This window comes from Microbacterium phyllosphaerae, assembly GCF_017876435.1.
GTDB classification, from domain to species: domain Bacteria; phylum Actinomycetota; class Actinomycetes; order Actinomycetales; family Microbacteriaceae; genus Microbacterium; species Microbacterium phyllosphaerae.
Genome location: NZ_JAGIOA010000001.1, coordinates 495,714 through 509,875 on the forward strand (window position 1 = coordinate 495,714; position 14,162 = coordinate 509,875).

15 protein-coding genes are annotated in these 14,162 nt (G+C 67.2%); 6 read left to right on the plus strand and 9 right to left on the minus strand.

The window, feature by feature from the left end:
* Positions 1 to 24: 24 nt before the first annotated feature.
* Positions 25 to 810 carry a DNA/RNA non-specific endonuclease gene (locus JOF42_RS02350; protein WP_210096388.1) on the plus strand — a complete coding sequence of 262 codons (786 nt, stop codon included), beginning with the start codon at positions 25 to 27 and terminating at the stop codon, positions 808 to 810.
* Here the strand turns inward: JOF42_RS02350 and JOF42_RS02355 are convergent.
* Both JOF42_RS02355 and JOF42_RS02360 read right to left on the minus strand, forming a co-directional pair.
* Entirely contained in the window at positions 807 to 1,217 is a 411-nt protein-coding gene (locus tag JOF42_RS02355; RefSeq protein WP_210096389.1) for a sigma-70 family RNA polymerase sigma factor family protein, read from the minus strand. The two genes, JOF42_RS02350 and JOF42_RS02355, sit on opposite strands and share 4 nt — an antisense overlap.
* Positions 1,214 to 2,113: an RNA polymerase sigma-70 factor gene (locus JOF42_RS02360; protein ID WP_210099051.1), complete on the minus strand. Its 900-nt coding sequence runs from the start codon at positions 2,111 to 2,113 to the stop codon at positions 1,214 to 1,216. The genes JOF42_RS02355 and JOF42_RS02360 overlap by 4 nt, the downstream gene beginning before the upstream one ends.
* Positions 2,114 to 2,325: 212 nt before the next feature.
* On the opposite strand from JOF42_RS02360, the gene JOF42_RS02365 reads away from it, so the two are divergent.
* On the plus strand, positions 2,326 to 3,081 hold the full coding sequence (locus JOF42_RS02365; RefSeq protein ID WP_210096390.1) for an SDR family oxidoreductase: 756 nt from the start codon (positions 2,326 to 2,328) through the stop codon (positions 3,079 to 3,081).
* A gap of 228 nt (positions 3,082 to 3,309) precedes the next feature.
* On the opposite strand, the gene JOF42_RS02370 is transcribed toward JOF42_RS02365, so the two are convergent.
* From JOF42_RS02370 to JOF42_RS02380, 3 genes are read right to left on the minus strand one after another with little or no spacing between them, the layout of a single operon-like run.
* Positions 3,310 to 3,642 (minus strand): antibiotic biosynthesis monooxygenase family protein, encoded by a 333-nt coding sequence (locus tag JOF42_RS02370; protein ID WP_210096391.1) that lies wholly within the window; start codon positions 3,640 to 3,642, stop codon positions 3,310 to 3,312.
* Positions 3,643 to 3,648: 6 nt separating this feature from the next.
* Positions 3,649 to 4,557, minus strand: a complete 909-nt coding sequence (locus tag JOF42_RS02375; protein ID WP_210096392.1) for an NAD-dependent epimerase/dehydratase family protein — start codon at positions 4,555 to 4,557, stop codon at positions 3,649 to 3,651.
* Positions 4,558 to 4,561: 4 nt separating this feature from the next.
* The gene (locus JOF42_RS02380; RefSeq protein WP_210096393.1) at positions 4,562 to 5,446 is read right to left on the minus strand and encodes an NAD(P)-dependent oxidoreductase; all 885 of its coding nucleotides are present in this window, start codon (positions 5,444 to 5,446) and stop codon (positions 4,562 to 4,564) included.
* A gap of 236 nt (positions 5,447 to 5,682) precedes the next feature.
* On the opposite strand from JOF42_RS02380, the gene JOF42_RS02385 reads away from it, so the two are divergent.
* Together JOF42_RS02385 and JOF42_RS02390 are read left to right on the plus strand one after the other, a co-directional pair.
* Entirely contained in the window at positions 5,683 to 6,138 is a 456-nt protein-coding gene (locus JOF42_RS02385; RefSeq protein WP_210096394.1) for a VOC family protein, read from the plus strand.
* Between the two features lie 178 nt (positions 6,139 to 6,316).
* Positions 6,317 to 7,669 (plus strand): MFS transporter, encoded by a 1,353-nt coding sequence (locus JOF42_RS02390; protein ID WP_210096395.1) that lies wholly within the window; start codon positions 6,317 to 6,319, stop codon positions 7,667 to 7,669.
* A gap of 152 nt (positions 7,670 to 7,821) precedes the next feature.
* Here JOF42_RS02390 and dnaB read toward each other — a convergent pair whose 3' ends face one another.
* On the minus strand, positions 7,822 to 9,195 hold the full coding sequence (dnaB, locus tag JOF42_RS02395) for a replicative DNA helicase (RefSeq protein ID WP_056311057.1): 1,374 nt from the start codon (positions 9,193 to 9,195) through the stop codon (positions 7,822 to 7,824).
* Positions 9,196 to 9,746: 551 nt separating this feature from the next.
* On the opposite strand from dnaB, the gene JOF42_RS02400 reads away from it, so the two are divergent.
* Positions 9,747 to 10,769 (plus strand): hypothetical protein, encoded by a 1,023-nt coding sequence (locus JOF42_RS02400; protein ID WP_307803511.1) that lies wholly within the window; start codon positions 9,747 to 9,749, stop codon positions 10,767 to 10,769.
* 109 nt (positions 10,770 to 10,878) lie between these two features.
* A complete protein-coding gene (locus JOF42_RS02405) occupies positions 10,879 to 12,612 on the plus strand; it encodes a chaplin family protein (protein WP_210096396.1) in 1,734 nt (577 codons plus the stop codon).
* 265 nt (positions 12,613 to 12,877) lie between these two features.
* Here JOF42_RS02405 and rplI read toward each other — a convergent pair whose 3' ends face one another.
* Genes rplI through JOF42_RS02420 form a run of 3 tightly spaced genes read right to left on the minus strand, consistent with a single transcriptional unit; the run spans position 12,878 to position 14,159 of the window.
* The gene (gene rplI / locus JOF42_RS02410) at positions 12,878 to 13,330 is read right to left on the minus strand and encodes a 50S ribosomal protein L9 (protein WP_210096397.1); all 453 of its coding nucleotides are present in this window, start codon (positions 13,328 to 13,330) and stop codon (positions 12,878 to 12,880) included.
* A gap of 11 nt (positions 13,331 to 13,341) precedes the next feature.
* Entirely contained in the window at positions 13,342 to 13,596 is a 255-nt protein-coding gene (gene rpsR / locus JOF42_RS02415; protein ID WP_042541518.1) for a 30S ribosomal protein S18, read from the minus strand.
* Between the two features lie 50 nt (positions 13,597 to 13,646).
* A complete protein-coding gene (locus JOF42_RS02420; RefSeq protein WP_045253957.1) occupies positions 13,647 to 14,159 on the minus strand; it encodes a single-stranded DNA-binding protein in 513 nt (170 codons plus the stop codon).
* Between the last annotated feature and the right edge of the window lie 3 nt (positions 14,160 to 14,162).

Sequence of the window (14,162 nt, forward strand, 5' to 3'; positions counted from 1 at the left end):
GGCGGCGGGAGGCAATATGTCGGTATGGCAGACGGCTACGATCTCGACTTCCTTCCGACGCGCGTTCCCCTGCCCGCTCCGGCGCAGGATTCCACCGAGCTGACCTACCCGCGCTTCACGGTGCTGCTCGATCCCGCTCGTCGGCTGGCCGCCGTTACGGGCGTGAACATCGACGGGGCACTGCTGCGCGGGTTGCCGCGCACCGGCGAATGGCGGCTCGACCCCCGGGTGGAGGCCGACCAGCAGACCGGCGCTGACGTGTACGCGCGCAACGATCTCGACCGCGGACACCTCGTGCGTCGGCGCGACCCCGGGTGGGGTGAGGTCGGCGATGCCCGGGCCGCCACGGAGGCGACGTTCTTCTACCCGAACGCCGCTCCGCAGGCCGCCGGGTTCAACCAGTCGAAGGAGCTCTGGCTGGGTCTCGAAGACCACGTGATCGAGTACGCCGAGAGCACCGACCAGCGCCTCTCGGTGTTCACAGCACCGGTGCTCGGCGATCAGGACCCGGCGTATCGCGGCATCCGCATCCCGCTTCGATTCTGGAAGATCGCCGCCTGGCAAGGTGCCGATGGACTGGCCGCCGCCGGCTTCGTGCTCGACCAGACCGAGCTCGTCGACGCCCGGGACGGCCGCTTCGCCGTGCCACCGCTGGGTGCTTTCCGCACGTTCCAGGTGCCGATCGCCGAGATCGCGCGCATCACGGGCGTCGATGTCGGGCCGCTCGCCGATGCCGACGTGCTCCCGCGGCGATCCGCACGGCCCTTGGGCTGGCGGTCGCTCACCTCCGCGGCCGACATCGTCGTCTAGAGGCGGGGGCCGCGGTTCCAGTGCCGGAGCTTCTCGGGATTGCAGACCACCCACACACTCGTCAGCAGCCCTGACCGCGACTCGGCCGTCACCGCGGCCAAAACCGTGTCGCCTCTCTCGAAAACCAGCCCGGGGACCCCGTTGATCGACGTCGTCACGACCGAGGTCTCAGGCGTCATCAAGGCCGCCAGCCCCGCGGATGCCGCGACGCGGCCACCGATGGGGACCGCCGACCGCGGTATCAGGCCACCGCTGTCGACGATCAGCACCGCATGGGAGTGCAGCACCGCGCGGATGCCGGCCCGGTCGCCGGCGGCCAGTGCGATCGCCAAAGCCTCCATGTCGTCTCGGTCGGCCGCGCCACGTCGCTTCCGGCGCAACCACGCCGGGTACTGCCTGCGGGTCATGCGCCGACCGCGGTGACGTGGCCGAGCTTCTCCGGACTCATCACCCAGAGCAGCTGCTCGATGCCGTTCTCGGTGGCCGTGACGGTCACGACGGTGGTGACCGTGCCGTTCTCGCTGAGGGTCGCCGCCGGCTGGCCGTTGATCTCGACCCAGTCGAGCGACTTACCCGTCCAGAAGTGGTGCGCAAACGCCGCTACGAAGGTCGCCACTCGTCCGCGACCGCTGACGGGAACCCGGGCGGCGAGTTTCACCCCGTTGCCGTCGGTGTAGCTGACCACGTCGTCGGCGAAGATCTTCTCGAGCTCCTGCGAGTCGCCCTTCTGAGCAGCTGCCAGGAATGCCGCGAGCAGACGGCGCTGGTGGACGGGCTCGACGGCGGCCTGCCGCTCAGACGTCAGGTGCGCACGAGCACGGCTCACCAGCTGTCGGGCGCTCACCACACTCGACGAGATGACCTCGGCGATGCGTGGATAGGGATAGTCGAACGCCTCACGCAGGATGTACGCCGCACGCTCGGTCGGAGTGAGCTTCTCGAGCGTCAAGAGGATCGCGAACTGCAGGGCCTCAGCGCGCTCGGCCCCGAGCGCCGGATCGTCCTCGGTGTTCACCGGCTCGGGCAGCCACGGTCCGATGTACGTCTCGCGCTTCGCACGCGCAGACTGCAGCACAGTGATCGAGAGTCGCGTGGTGATGGTGGTGAGGAACGCCGCGGGCTCCTGCACCTGGGTCCGGTCGGTGTTCTGCCAGCGGATCCAGGTGTCCTGCACGATGTCCTCCGCATCGGACACCGTTCCCAGCATCCGATACGCGATGCCGAACAGTCGCCGTCGCTGCGCCGCGAAGACATCCACGGCAGCGGAGAGGTCGCCGTTCCGCGCGCCGGGCTCGTCTCTCATCGCTGCCACGTCACTCCTCGCACTCTCCGTGCATGGTTCCAGCATCCACCCGCTCCCTCCCGACCGACACCGTGGGCGCCCCGTCCTCACAGATATGACCGATGAGGAGATCGATCTGTGACGGATGTGCCGACACCCGTCACACACACCGGCGCTGTCCGGTCATACCTGACAGACGCCACTCCCGGCGTCTCCCCACGAAAGGCTTGGACATGGCAAAGATCGTCGTCATCGGAGGCACCGGCCTCATCGGCTCGAAAGTCGTCGCGAAGCTCACCGAGCACGGCCACGAGGCCGTCGCCGCGTCGCCGAACACCGGCGTGAACTCGCTCACGGGTGAAGGCCTTGCCGACGTGCTCGTCGGCGCTCACGCCGTCGTCGATGTGTCGAACTCGCCCTCGTTCGCCCCGGATGACGTGCTCGAGTTCTTCACGACCTCGACGCGCAACCTGCTCGCCGCCGAGGCCGAGGCAGGCGTCACGCATCATGTCGCCCTCACGATCGTCGGCACGAACCGCCCGCAGAACATCGCGTACTTCGCCGCGAAGGTCGCGCAGGAGAAGCTGATCCGTGAGTCCGGCATCGCCTACTCGCTCGTGCACGCCACGCAGTTCTTCGAGTTCGTCGGCAGCATCGCCGACATCTCGACCGAGGGCGACACCGTCACTCTGCCCGGGGCGCTCATCCAGCCGATCGCGGCAGAGGATGTGGCCACCGCGGTCGCGCGCGCCGCCGCAGGCGAGCCGACCGGTGACATCGAGATCGCCGGACCCGAGACATTCGGCATGGATGAGTTCGCGCGCCGCGCGCTCGCCTTCCGTGGGGATCCTCGCACGGTCGTCCGCGACGACAGCGCCCCCTACTACGGTGCGCAGATCGAGGAGCGCACGCTCATCCCGGTCGAGGGTGCCCACATCTTCGAGACCACGCTCGAGGAGTGGCTGCCGCTGAACCCGCCGCGCAGGTAGTCACGGCCGTGCCGGGTCATCGCGGCCCTGCCGTTGACCCGGCATACCGATCGACAATAGGGCTTGCGCGCGGGGCGCGCTGGTGTCACGCTTGCGTCACAGCTCTGTCGCGCTGTAACGCGACAGCTGGGGTGCCGCCCATATGACGGCATCGGATGGGGCGCCCTTTCTGCCGCCTCCCCCGTGGTGGGGGCGTCCCGTCCATCCCCCGGCTTCGACGGTCGGCGATCAGCTCTCCGGAGCCGGCGCGCCGGCCTCGGAACCTGAATCGAGCACAGCGGTGAAATGCTCCACCTGCGGCGCGGACGCGAACTGCGGTCGAACGATGCTGCTCCAGTCGTCGTACAGCGACGAGTTGCGGAATCCGATCGTGTGATGCTCGATCGTCTGCCAGGTGATGAGAAGGAGATATCTGTCCGGGCTCTCGAGGCCGGCGAGGAGCCGATAGCTCACGAAGCCGTCCGCGGTCGAGAGGACATTCTCCAACCCGAGACGGATCGCCGCCTCGAATTCTGCTGATGCACCTTCAGGTGCACGAATGTCTGCGACTTCGAGGATCATGGGTTGCTACCTTCCTTCCAGCGATGTCGAATCGTGTATCCACTCGAGAACCGAACCGTGGTCCGGAGCCCATCGGAGCTCTCGGCGGGCACGCTTCGCTCGGACGCGGCTGTTGCTTCCGTACGTGAAGTACGCTCGGGCCGGGCCCCATTTCTCGGCCGCGTCATCAGCGTCCCAGGACTCGACCTCACCGAGGCCGAGTCGGTCGGCGATGGCAGCACCGATCTCCGCGAACGACGATTCGCCGTTCTCCGCGAAGTAGAACGCTCCTGCTGGAGCGTCGAGCAGTACGCGTCTATAGAGGTCGGCGAGATCATCGATGTGCACCGTCGACCATCTGTTCCGACCGGTGCCGACCACTCGAACGACTCCCGCCTTCATGGCTTGCTCGACAAGGAACGGCACCTGGATGCTCCCCGGATTCGATCCCCGCCCGGTCCCGTAAACGAGACTCGGGCAGATGACCGCGCTCCGGACATCTCCTTCGGATGCTGCCAGTACGGCATTGTCGATCGCATGGCGTGCAGCCTTGCGTGGCTGGACGATGAAGGGCGTGTCCTCGTCGAAGAGCGAGTCGGTCGCTCGCTCGCCCCGCGCGTCGTCCCCGACCACGCTCGATCCGCTCGTATGGACGAAGGACTTGCCCGAACCCTCGAGAGCACGCAGCATCGTGGTGACCGAGTCCGCATGATCCGCGTCGGCAGCGCTGATGACCGCATCGGCGGATCGGCACTCGTCCGCGAGGATCTTCGCATCGTCCAACGACCCGATCAGCGGTTCGATGCCCTGCTCCGCAAGCTTCTCCGCTCCAGCCTCGCTTCGCGTGAGTCCTCGGATCGTGTGTCCGCTATCGATCAGCACTCTCGCCACGCTGCCGCCGATGAAGCCCCCGGCGCCGGTGATGAAGACCTTCATGGATTCAGAACTCGAGGTCCACAATGCACGTGTCATCCTCGTTCGCCCAGCCGGCCTCGACCGCACGGGCGAACTGGGCTTCGACGACGCCCAGCAGGGGAACCTTCGTGCCGTGGTCTTCGGCCACGGCACCGATCAATGCCGTGTCCTTCGCGAAGATGGCGGCGTGGGTGTCGAAAGAGCGCTCCGTTCGCGGCACTGCCATTCGAGGGCCCCGCTCAGACAGCATCCATGAACCGGCGGCGCCGTTTCGAATGATCTCGACCACGTTCGCGGGGTCGAGCCCCAGGCCCGCCGCGAAGCGAATCCCTTCTGCGACGGCGGCGAGGTTCACCGCGGCCACCAGATTGTTGACCAGCTTCACCGCCTGTCCGTCGCCGGGTCGATCGCCGCAGATCGTGACCGTTCCGAGCCTCTCCAGGATGGGGCGTGCGGAATCGATCGCGGCGGACGGGGCGCCGGCGAGAAGCGTGAGCGTCCCACCGGTGGCGCCTGCGACGCCACCCGTCACTGCCAGGTCGATCACCTCGACATCGTGTGCGGCGGCCCGCTGGGCGAACTCGTGTACAGCCGGAGGCCCGACGGTCGACGTGATGATCGCAGTACGGAGCAGGCTGCCTTTACCGAACAGCGCCTGCTCGTCCAAGAGACCGAGCAGCTGCGCAGAGTTGGCCACCATGATGATCACGAGCGTCGAGTCGCCCAGCTCTGAAGCGCTCGCGGCAGCCGTCATGCCGATCTCTTCAGCGCGACCCCGCTGATGCTCAGACGGGTCGACGACCGTCACGGCGAATCCGGCGTCGTGAAGATTGCGGGCCATAGGCAGTCCCATCGCCCCGATTCCGATGAAGCCGATCTTCAGATCATCCTGGTCTTTCACGTCACTCACGAGCGCACCTGTTCTCCGTCATTGGTCAGGGACCGCAAGATACGCGGCTTCCTGCACCATATGCCGCACGACAGAGGACGGTCCAATACCTTTCCGGACCGGGATTTCGACATTTTTGCTCTTGATCGACGCTGAGCGATTGAGCTTCGAACGCTCATCAGTAGACACCTGTTTAGGTATTGGACACGATCAATCGCGGTTGGAAGGATCGCACCAAGCAACGAAAGGGACCGCGAATGGCCAACCTCAGACTTCACCACGTCAACGTGACATCCGACAACATGGGAACGCTCGCCGCGTTCTACCGCGACGCGTTGGGGCTTGAGCTGCTTCCGTCTCCGCCGATGATCGCGACGAGCGCCAACGACGGCGACGACGGCGACGCCGAGTGGGACGAGGGCGCCAAGTTCTTCAACGCGGGCGATCCGACCGAACTCCAGCTGCACGCGACCCGGAGGCAGCCGTACCTCGCCGCACAGGAGGGGCACCAGGTCAACCCGCTCATCAACGGCCACTTCGCGTTCCGCACCGACGACATCGAAGCCGTGAAGGCGCAGCTGACCGAGAACGGCATCCCGTTCGATGACTGGGGGATCTGGTCGGTCAAGGGCTGGTACCAGATCTTCCTCACAGACCCCGCGGGCAACATGATCGAGATCCACGAACTGAAGCAAGATCCGCAGGCCGACTGACAGTCGACCGCACCTCTCCACCAGACCTCCCACCCGGGCGCTGAGCCTGAGCCGCGCCCGGGTGGCACACTCCCTCACACGCATCACCGGCGTGCCGAAATTTCGAGAGATGGTCGACGGAAAGCTCGTCGAACGGATTCTGCGGTGAACACGAACAGCCACATCAAAGGAGATAGGCATGACTCAACGCACGGCTGAACAGGAGCGGCTAGCCGCCCTCGGCTCGCCTCAGAAGCTGAAGACGGCAATCGCAGCCGGCACCGGGGCGATGATCGAGAACTACGACTTCCTCGCCTTCGGAACCGCTTCGGCCCTATATTTCGGCGCCGCCTTCTTCCCCTCCAGCGACCCTGTGATGGGAACGCTGCTCGCCTTCCTCACGTTCGGGGTCGGCTTCCTGGCACGCCCCCTCGGCGGCGCCGTCGGCGGCTACCTGGGCGACAAGTACGGCCGCAAGCCCGTTCTCGTCACTTCTCTGCTCGTGATGGGATCCGCGACGTTCGTGATCGGCCTGCTGCCGACCTACGCGCAGATCGGCTTCGTCGCGCCGATCATCCTGGTCATCGTCAGGTTGATCCAGGGTCTCGCCTATGGGGCTGAGTGGGGTGGCGCCGTGATGATGACCTTCGAGCATGCTCCGTGGCGGAGCAGGGGCAAGTACTCCGCGATCCCCCAGGCCGGCAGCCCGGCCGGAATCGCACTCGCGACGGTGGTCTTCCTCGCGTCGTCGCAGATCGGGAACGACTGGGCCTGGCGCATTCCGTTCCTGGCGAGCGCGGTCCTGATCGCAGTGGGCCTGTTCGTGCGCCTCAAGCTGGAGGAGTCACCCGACTTCGAGCAGGCGAAGCAGTCCGGAGAGATCCTCAAGAATCCGCTCAGTCAGGTCGTCCGGACGAACTGGCGCGTCATCATCCAGATCATCTCCCTACGGATCGTGGAGTCCTGCGCGTACTACATCGTCGCGACCTTCCTTCTCTCGAACATCAACGCCAATCACCCTGAAGCGAAGCAGACCACGCTGATCGCGCTCCTCGTCGCCTGCATCATCGCGATCCCCGCCGTCATCACCTCGGGCTGGATCTCAGACCGGATCGGCCGCAAACGCATGTATCTCATTGCCACGATCGCGGTCATCGCATTCGGATTCCCGATGTTCCTCCTCACGAACGGTGGCGACCCCGCGCTGATCGTCCTCACATACGTGATCGGCATCAGCTTGATCTGGGCATCGCTCGCGGGAGTTCAGGGAGCGTGGTTCGGAGAGCTGTTCCCCACCAACACCCGCAACTCGGGCGTCTCTCTCGGGTACCAACTCGCATCGAGCATCTCGGGATTCGCGCCGTTCATCGCGGGATCGCTCGCCGCGACGTTCGGATGGGTCGGCGGATCACTGTTCTACATGCTCATCGGGGTGATCGGACTCTGCGGACTCCTCGTCACCCGAGAGACCTGGGGCAAGGCCGAGCGCGACCGCGTGAATGCGATTCTCGAACCTCGAGCGGCGACCGAAGAACGAGACCGGGTCCGCTGACACTGCCCTTCGCCGTCGACCGGACTGAGAGCGGCTGCGCCGAGAATTCCCTCTGCGCAGCCGCTCTCTTGTGTCCCGTCGGCTGGGGCGAAAGGGCCTGACGCATCACCAGCCTCAGCTCCTCGGTGGAGTCCCCGAGGGACGCGATCCACTCAGTTGAAGTCGCCGCCCGGCGCCATGTCGTGGAAGCGCGAGTAGTGGCCCTGGAAGGCCACGGTGATCGTCGCGGTCGGACCGTTACGGTGCTTGGCCACGATCAGGTCGGCCTCGCCCGGACGCACGTCCTTGTCGTAGACCGAGTCACGGTGCAACAGGATGACCATGTCGGCGTCCTGCTCGATCGAGCCGGACTCACGCAGGTCGCTGATCGCGGGCTTCTTGTCCTGACGCTGCTCGGGACCACGGTTCAGTTGCGACAGGGCGATGACCGGAACCTGGAGTTCCTTCGCGATGAGCTTGAGGCTACGGGAGAACTCCGAGACCTCCTGCTGACGAGACTCGACGCGCTTGCCCGACGTCATCAGCTGCAGGTAGTCGATGATGACCATGCGCAGACCCTCGCGCTGCTTGAGACGACGGCACTTCGCGCGAATCTCGACCAGGGTCATGTTCGGGCTGTCGTCGATGTAGAGCGGAGCATCGTTGATGCGGCCTCGGGTCGCCGCGACCGTGGTCCAGTCGCGAGGGTCGAGGTTTCCCTTGCGCATGTTCTGCAGCGGGATCTGGCCTTCGGCGCTGAGCAGACGCATCGCGATCTCGCTCTTGCCCATCTCGAGGGAGAAGAAGACGGAGGGCAGGTTGTGACCGATGGATGCCGCGCGCGCGAAGTCGAGCGCGAGCGTCGACTTACCCATGGCGGGTCGGGCGGCGACGACGATCATCTGGCCACCGTGCAGGCCGTTGGTGAGCTCGTCGAGCTCCTTGAAGCCCGTCGGGACACCCGTCATCGACCCGTCGCGACCGCTGGCGGCCTCGATCTCCTCGAGGGCGGCGTCGACGGCGATCTGCAGGGGGACGTAGTCTTCGGTGGTCTCCGAACCGGTGATCGAGTAGATCTCGGCCTGCGCGTTGTTGACGAGGTCGGTGGCGTCGCCCTGACCGTCGTAGCCGAGCTGCACGATGCGTGTTCCCGCGTCGACCAGACGACGCAGGATGGCACGCTCCGACACGATGCCCGCGTAGTAGCCGGCGTTGGCCGCGGTGGGCACGATCGAGGTGAGGGTGTGCAGGTAGTCGGCACCGCCGGCGCGGCTGAGCTCACCCGTCTTGATGAGCTCGTCGGTGACGGCCACGACGTCGGTCGGCTCTCCGTGCGAGTACAGCGAGAGGATCGCCTCGAAGATCAGCTCGTGCTTCGGGATGTAGAAGTCGGCGCCCCTGAGCGTCTCGATCACATCTGCGACCGCATCCTTCGAGAGGAGCATTCCGCCGAGCGCGCTCTGCTCCGCGAGGAGGTCGTGCGGCGGAGTCCGCTCGGGCGGACGCTTGCCGCCGAGGCGATCCTCGGAGATGTCAGCGATCGACACAGTGCTCCCTTCGATGCGACGAGCTGGTGGGGCGGAGGCATTGCCGTGGTGTCGTACTGCGCCGCCGAAGCCGTTCGTAGCCGTCTTGCACAGCGAACCAGCAGCCTCCGACATCGGGTCGCTCGACCACGCTACGAGCGAGGGTTTTCGGTCGCAACAGAGCCTGTGGATAACTCTGTGGAAAGCGTGCGAACAAGTCCGGAGAGTCTGTGCAGAACGCATGTGGATAACCCGGTGGACTACGTCGAATCGCATTTTTCTTTTTAGCGTTGATCTGCGGTTTTCAGTTTCCCCACCCTGTGGATGGGAAAGTGCTTCAACTGAGCATTGAAGGTTCATCGAATCCGGTACGGGATGTGTAGAACTTGGGGAAAGTCAAGCCGAGATTTCACCGGGCGCGTCACACTTCGCAACCCCTGGAAATGTGGGGGCGATGTCGCCGTTTTCGAGCAGATCACTCTAGACATGCCGGAATACCGGGAGTATCGTCACCCCCAATCGACGCGACGTGCGTCGGACGAACGATCGTCTCTCGGGGGAGGGAAGTCGACGTGAACGCTCAGGCAACCCGGCGCGGCCTACCGGCCATCGCCCTCTGGGGTGGCCTGGGCGCGATCGCGTGGGCCGCGATCACCGTCCTCACCGGAGGGTCCTCTGCGCACGCCGACGAGAACTCGGATGCTCCCCTGCTCGACGGCGTGACCTCACTCGTGAGCCAGACCGTGTCGTCGGTCGGCGACACCGTCACCGCCGTGACCTCGCCGGTCGTCACGCAGGTCGTGAAGCCGGTCGTCACCGAGGTCGTCGCCCCCGTCGTGACGCAGGTCGTCGCCCCCGTGCAGCAGGCCGCTCCCCCGGTCGTCGAACACGTCTCTGAAGCCGTCGTCCACGTCCCCGTCGTCGGGCCTCCCGCGGCTCCCGTCGTGGAGGCTGTCGCCGACACCGCTGAGGCGGTCGTCGCTCCCGTGACGGATCTTCTCACCGATGCCCCGGCCTCTCAGCTCGTCACCCCGGTGCAGGATGCTCTCGCAGCACTCCCGGGCGTCGGACACCTGCTCGACGAACTCGGCGTCAACACACTGCTGGATGACGTCGTCGGCGTCGTCGACACCACCACGGAGATCGTGGGCGACGTCGTCGAGAACACCGTTCCTCCGGTACTCGGATCCCTCGACCCGACGGCGCCCGACCGCGGCCCGTCGATTCCCGGCGCGGCCGTGAGCGGCTCCGTCGACACCGCCATCGCGATCTCGACGCTGCCCGCGACACCTGTGCCCGCGGGTGTGCAGGCCGCCGGCGGGTCTTCAGCATCCACTCCTCAGCCGGTGGCTCCCCCCGCTGCTCCGGCCACGAGTGCGCCCGAACCCGAGGGCGGCACGCCCGTCTCGCCGCCCGTCGGTGGACCCGTGGCGCCGTCTTCCTCCGCTGGTTCCGGCGGAGCATCCTCTCTCTCCCACGCGCGTCTCAGCGACGTGGGCGTTCCCGCGTTCCGTGCTGTGGAACGCACCCCCGGTGCACCCGACGACGTCCTTCCGACGTCTCTGGTCGCCGACACCGACGTCTCTCCTGACTGACGGGTTGTCCGGTCGTTCCTCGTGAACGACAGATGCCGTGCTGCGCGCGCACAAGCTCTTTCGCACGCACCCATCCAGACACACCCAGTTCAGTCAGGAGAAGGTCATCATGCGTACTTTCATCAAGCGGGCCCTGTGGGGCACGCTTCTCGCCGGCGGAATCACCCTGCTCGGCGCAACGGCCGCCAATGCGGCAGACACCTCGGGAGAAGACGGACTTCTCTCGGGGACCCAGGCGGTCGCACCGATCTCGGTGCCCGTCACGATCGTCGACAACGCGATCTCCGTCCTCGGAAGCTCCTCCGCGCAGCCCGCCCCAGCGCCTGCCCCGGCTCCCGCACCCGCGCCGGCACCCGCACCGGCACCCGCACCGGCACCCGCACCGGCGCCCGCACCGGCGCCCGCTCCCGCTCCCGCTCCCACCACGAGCGGCGATTCCGGCGCCGCATCCGGCACCCAGGCCGTCGTGGACGTCACAGTGCCCGTCACGGTGACCGGCAACGCGATCACGGTGCTCGGCGACTCGTCGAGCGACACGGCTCCGGCTGCGCCGGCCGAGGCTCCCCAGGCCCCGGCCCCCACCGCGCCAGCTCCGGCGATCACGACGAACGGCGTCGACGGACTGCTGTCGGGCACCCAGGCCCTGCTGCACGTCGATGTCCCCGTCACCGTGTCGGGCAACTCCGTCGCACTGCTCGGCGAGAGCGAGACTCTCGGACAGGATGCCGCAGCACCGGCCTCCTCGAGCACCCCGACGAGCGGCTCGGTCACCCCGAGCACGTCGGGCGATGACGGCATCGGCAGCGGGACGCAGGTCACCGCCCCGGTCACCGCACCCGTGACCGTCTCGGGCAACGCGATCTCCGTCCTCGGAGAGAGCGCGGCGACGGGCGGAACGGCTCCGGCAGCACCCGCCACGGGCGGCTCGACCGGCGGCTCCACCAGCGGTGACGACGGCATCCTCGGCGGCACCCAGGTCACCGCACCCGTCACCGCACCGGTGAACGTCGGCGGCAACGCCATCTCCGTCCTCGGCGAGAGCTCGGCGAACGGCGGTGCGACTCCGGCCGCCCCCGCCGCTCCGACGACTCCCGCGACGGGAGCTACGACGTCGGGCGATGATGGTGTCGGCAACGGCACTCAGGTCACCGCTCCCGTCACCGCACCCGTCACCGCGACCGGCAACGCGTTCTCCGTCCTCGGAGAGAGCGCCGTCACGGGCGGCACGGCTCCGGCAGCACCCGCTGCAGGAGGGTCGACCACCGGCGGCTCCACCACCGGTGACGACGGCATCCTCGGCGGCACCCAGGTCACCGCGCCCGTCACGGCACCCGTGACCGCCACCGGCAACGCCATCTCCGTCCTCGGAGACAGCGCCGTCACCGGCGGCACCGGCACGACCGCCCCCACCACGGGCGGATCGACCGGCGGCACCACCACCGGAGACGACGGCATCCTCGGCGGCACCCAGGTCACCGCACCGATCGCGCTTCCGATCACGATCGGTGGCAACGCCATCGCCGTGGGCGGCGAGAGCACGGTGACGGGCCCCGGTACGACTCCGGGCACGGACCCCGGTACCGACCCGCGGACTGATCCCGGAACGGACCCGGGCACTGACCCGGGCACGGACCCGAGCACCGACCCGGGAACGGGACCGGCGACCGGCCCCGGAGCGACCGTCGTTGCAGCCGCCGCCACCGGCGGCGCGGTGACCGCGGCCGGATCCGCGCAGGGACTCGCCATGACCGGTGGCTCCTCGTCGCTCGGATACGCGGCGCTGGCCGCTCTCCTGCTCCTCCTCGGAGCCGGGATGCTGCGCCGTCGCCACGTGACGGCGTAGCCCAGACCCCGGCGGTGTCGTCATCCTCGGGGGAGGAGATGCGGCACCGTCGGTGTGCGGATCCCGTGACGCGATGAGCGTGGGTCCCCAGCCCCGCCCGCGGTCTGCGATGCCGCACTGCTCACGGATGCCCCGCGTCCCCAGCGCGGGGCATCCGTCGTGCCCTCCCCCGCCCTCAACGTTCCCCGTGAACCGGCACGACCCGGCCGGGTACGCAGAACGCCCCCTGTCCCGAAGGACAGAGGGCGTTCGAGAGCGTCGCGCCTTACTTGGCGGCGACGACCTGCAGGGTGATGACTGCGGTCACGTCGTCGTGCAGACGAACCGTGGCCTCGTGCTCACCGGTCGACTTGATCGCCGACGGGATGTGCACCTTGCGCTTGTCGATCGAGCCGAGACCCGCGGCTGCGACAGCATCCGCGATGTGATCGGTCTTGACCGAACCGAAGAGGCGGCCCTCGTTGCCGGCCTTGACGGCCAGGCGCACCTTGGTGCTCTCGAGGGAGTTCTTCAGTGCCACGGCCTCGTCGCGGTCGTGGATCGCACGCGCCTGACGAGCAGCCTGGATCGAAGCGACCTGCTTTTCGCCACCGCGGGTCCACGCCGTAGCGAAGCCCTGGGGGATGAGGTAGTTACGGGCGAACCCGTTCTTGACCTCGACCACGTCACCGGCGCTACCAAGCCCGGCGACCTCGTTCGTGAGAATCAGCTTTGCCATCTCGTTACCCCTTACCGGCCGGCGCCAGCGTAGGGCAGGAGTGCCATTTCGCGCGCGTTCTTGATCGCCGTGGCGATCAGACGCTGCTCCTGCACCGAAACACCGGTGATACGACGGGCGCGGATCTTGCCGCGCTCCGAGACGAACTTACGGAGGGTGGAGACATCCTTGTAATCGATGACTCCGACCCGGATCGACTTCGCGGGAGCGGTGGGCTTGCCACCCTTCCGCGGCTTGCGGCGGTCGCCGCTCGACTTTCCAGCCATTGCTTTTCCTTAGTTTTGAGACGGATGCCGAAGCATCCGGAGATCCTGTTTCAGAAGGGGGTGTCGTCGCCGAAGCTGCCCGGAGTGCTCCAGGCATCGGCGCTGGTCGACGAGCCGGGCGTGGACCACGGCTCCTCCGACACCTGCTGCTGCTGAGCGGGACGCGACTGTCCGCCGCCACCGCCGCCGCCACCGTTCGAGGCCGCACGGGTGACCTGTGCAGTCGCGTACCGAAGCGAGGGGCCGATCTCGTCGACCTCCAGCTCGATCGCGGTGCGCTGGTTGCCCTCGCGGTCCTGGTAGGAGCGCTGACGCAGACGGCCCTGCGCCATGACGCGCATGCCCTTGGTCAGCGAACCCGCCACGTGCTCGGCGAACTCACGCCAGACCGACGCACGGAGGAACAGCGCTTCGCCGTCCTTCCACTCGTTGGCGGCGCGGTCGAAGTTCCGAGGCGTCGAAGCGATGGTGAAGTTCGCCACCGGCAGTCCGTTCTGCGTGTAACGCAGCTCGGGGTCGGCCGTGAGGTTGCCCACCACGGTGATGACTGTTTCGCCGGCCATCGG

Excerpts from the sequence above, each read along its gene's own strand:
- JOF42_RS02365 (WP_210096390.1), top strand. The coding sequence starts at position 2,326 with ATGGCAAAGATCGTCGTCATCGGAGGCACCGGCCTCATCGGCTCGAAA.
- JOF42_RS02375 (WP_210096392.1), bottom strand. The coding sequence starts at position 4,557 with ATGAAGGTCTTCATCACCGGCGCCGGGGGCTTCATCGGCGGCAGCGTG.
- rpsR (WP_042541518.1), bottom strand. The coding sequence starts at position 13,596 with ATGGCTGGAAAGTCGAGCGGCGACCGCCGCAAGCCGCGGAAGGGTGGC.
- JOF42_RS02390 (WP_210096395.1), top strand. The coding sequence starts at position 6,317 with ATGACTCAACGCACGGCTGAACAGGAGCGGCTAGCCGCCCTCGGCTCG.
- JOF42_RS02370 (WP_210096391.1), bottom strand. The coding sequence starts at position 3,642 with ATGATCCTCGAAGTCGCAGACATTCGTGCACCTGAAGGTGCATCAGCA.
- JOF42_RS02360 (WP_210099051.1), bottom strand. The coding sequence starts at position 2,113 with ATGAGAGACGAGCCCGGCGCGCGGAACGGCGACCTCTCCGCTGCCGTG.
- JOF42_RS02355 (WP_210096389.1), bottom strand. The coding sequence starts at position 1,217 with ATGACCCGCAGGCAGTACCCGGCGTGGTTGCGCCGGAAGCGACGTGGC.
- JOF42_RS02420 (WP_045253957.1), bottom strand. The coding sequence starts at position 14,159 with ATGGCCGGCGAAACAGTCATCACCGTGGTGGGCAACCTCACGGCCGAC.
- rplI (WP_210096397.1), bottom strand. The coding sequence starts at position 13,330 with ATGGCAAAGCTGATTCTCACGAACGAGGTCGCCGGGCTTGGTAGCGCC.
- JOF42_RS02385 (WP_210096394.1), top strand. The coding sequence starts at position 5,683 with ATGGCCAACCTCAGACTTCACCACGTCAACGTGACATCCGACAACATG.
- JOF42_RS02350 (WP_210096388.1), top strand. The coding sequence starts at position 25 with ATGGCAGACGGCTACGATCTCGACTTCCTTCCGACGCGCGTTCCCCTG.
- JOF42_RS02405 (WP_210096396.1), top strand. The coding sequence starts at position 10,879 with ATGCGTACTTTCATCAAGCGGGCCCTGTGGGGCACGCTTCTCGCCGGC.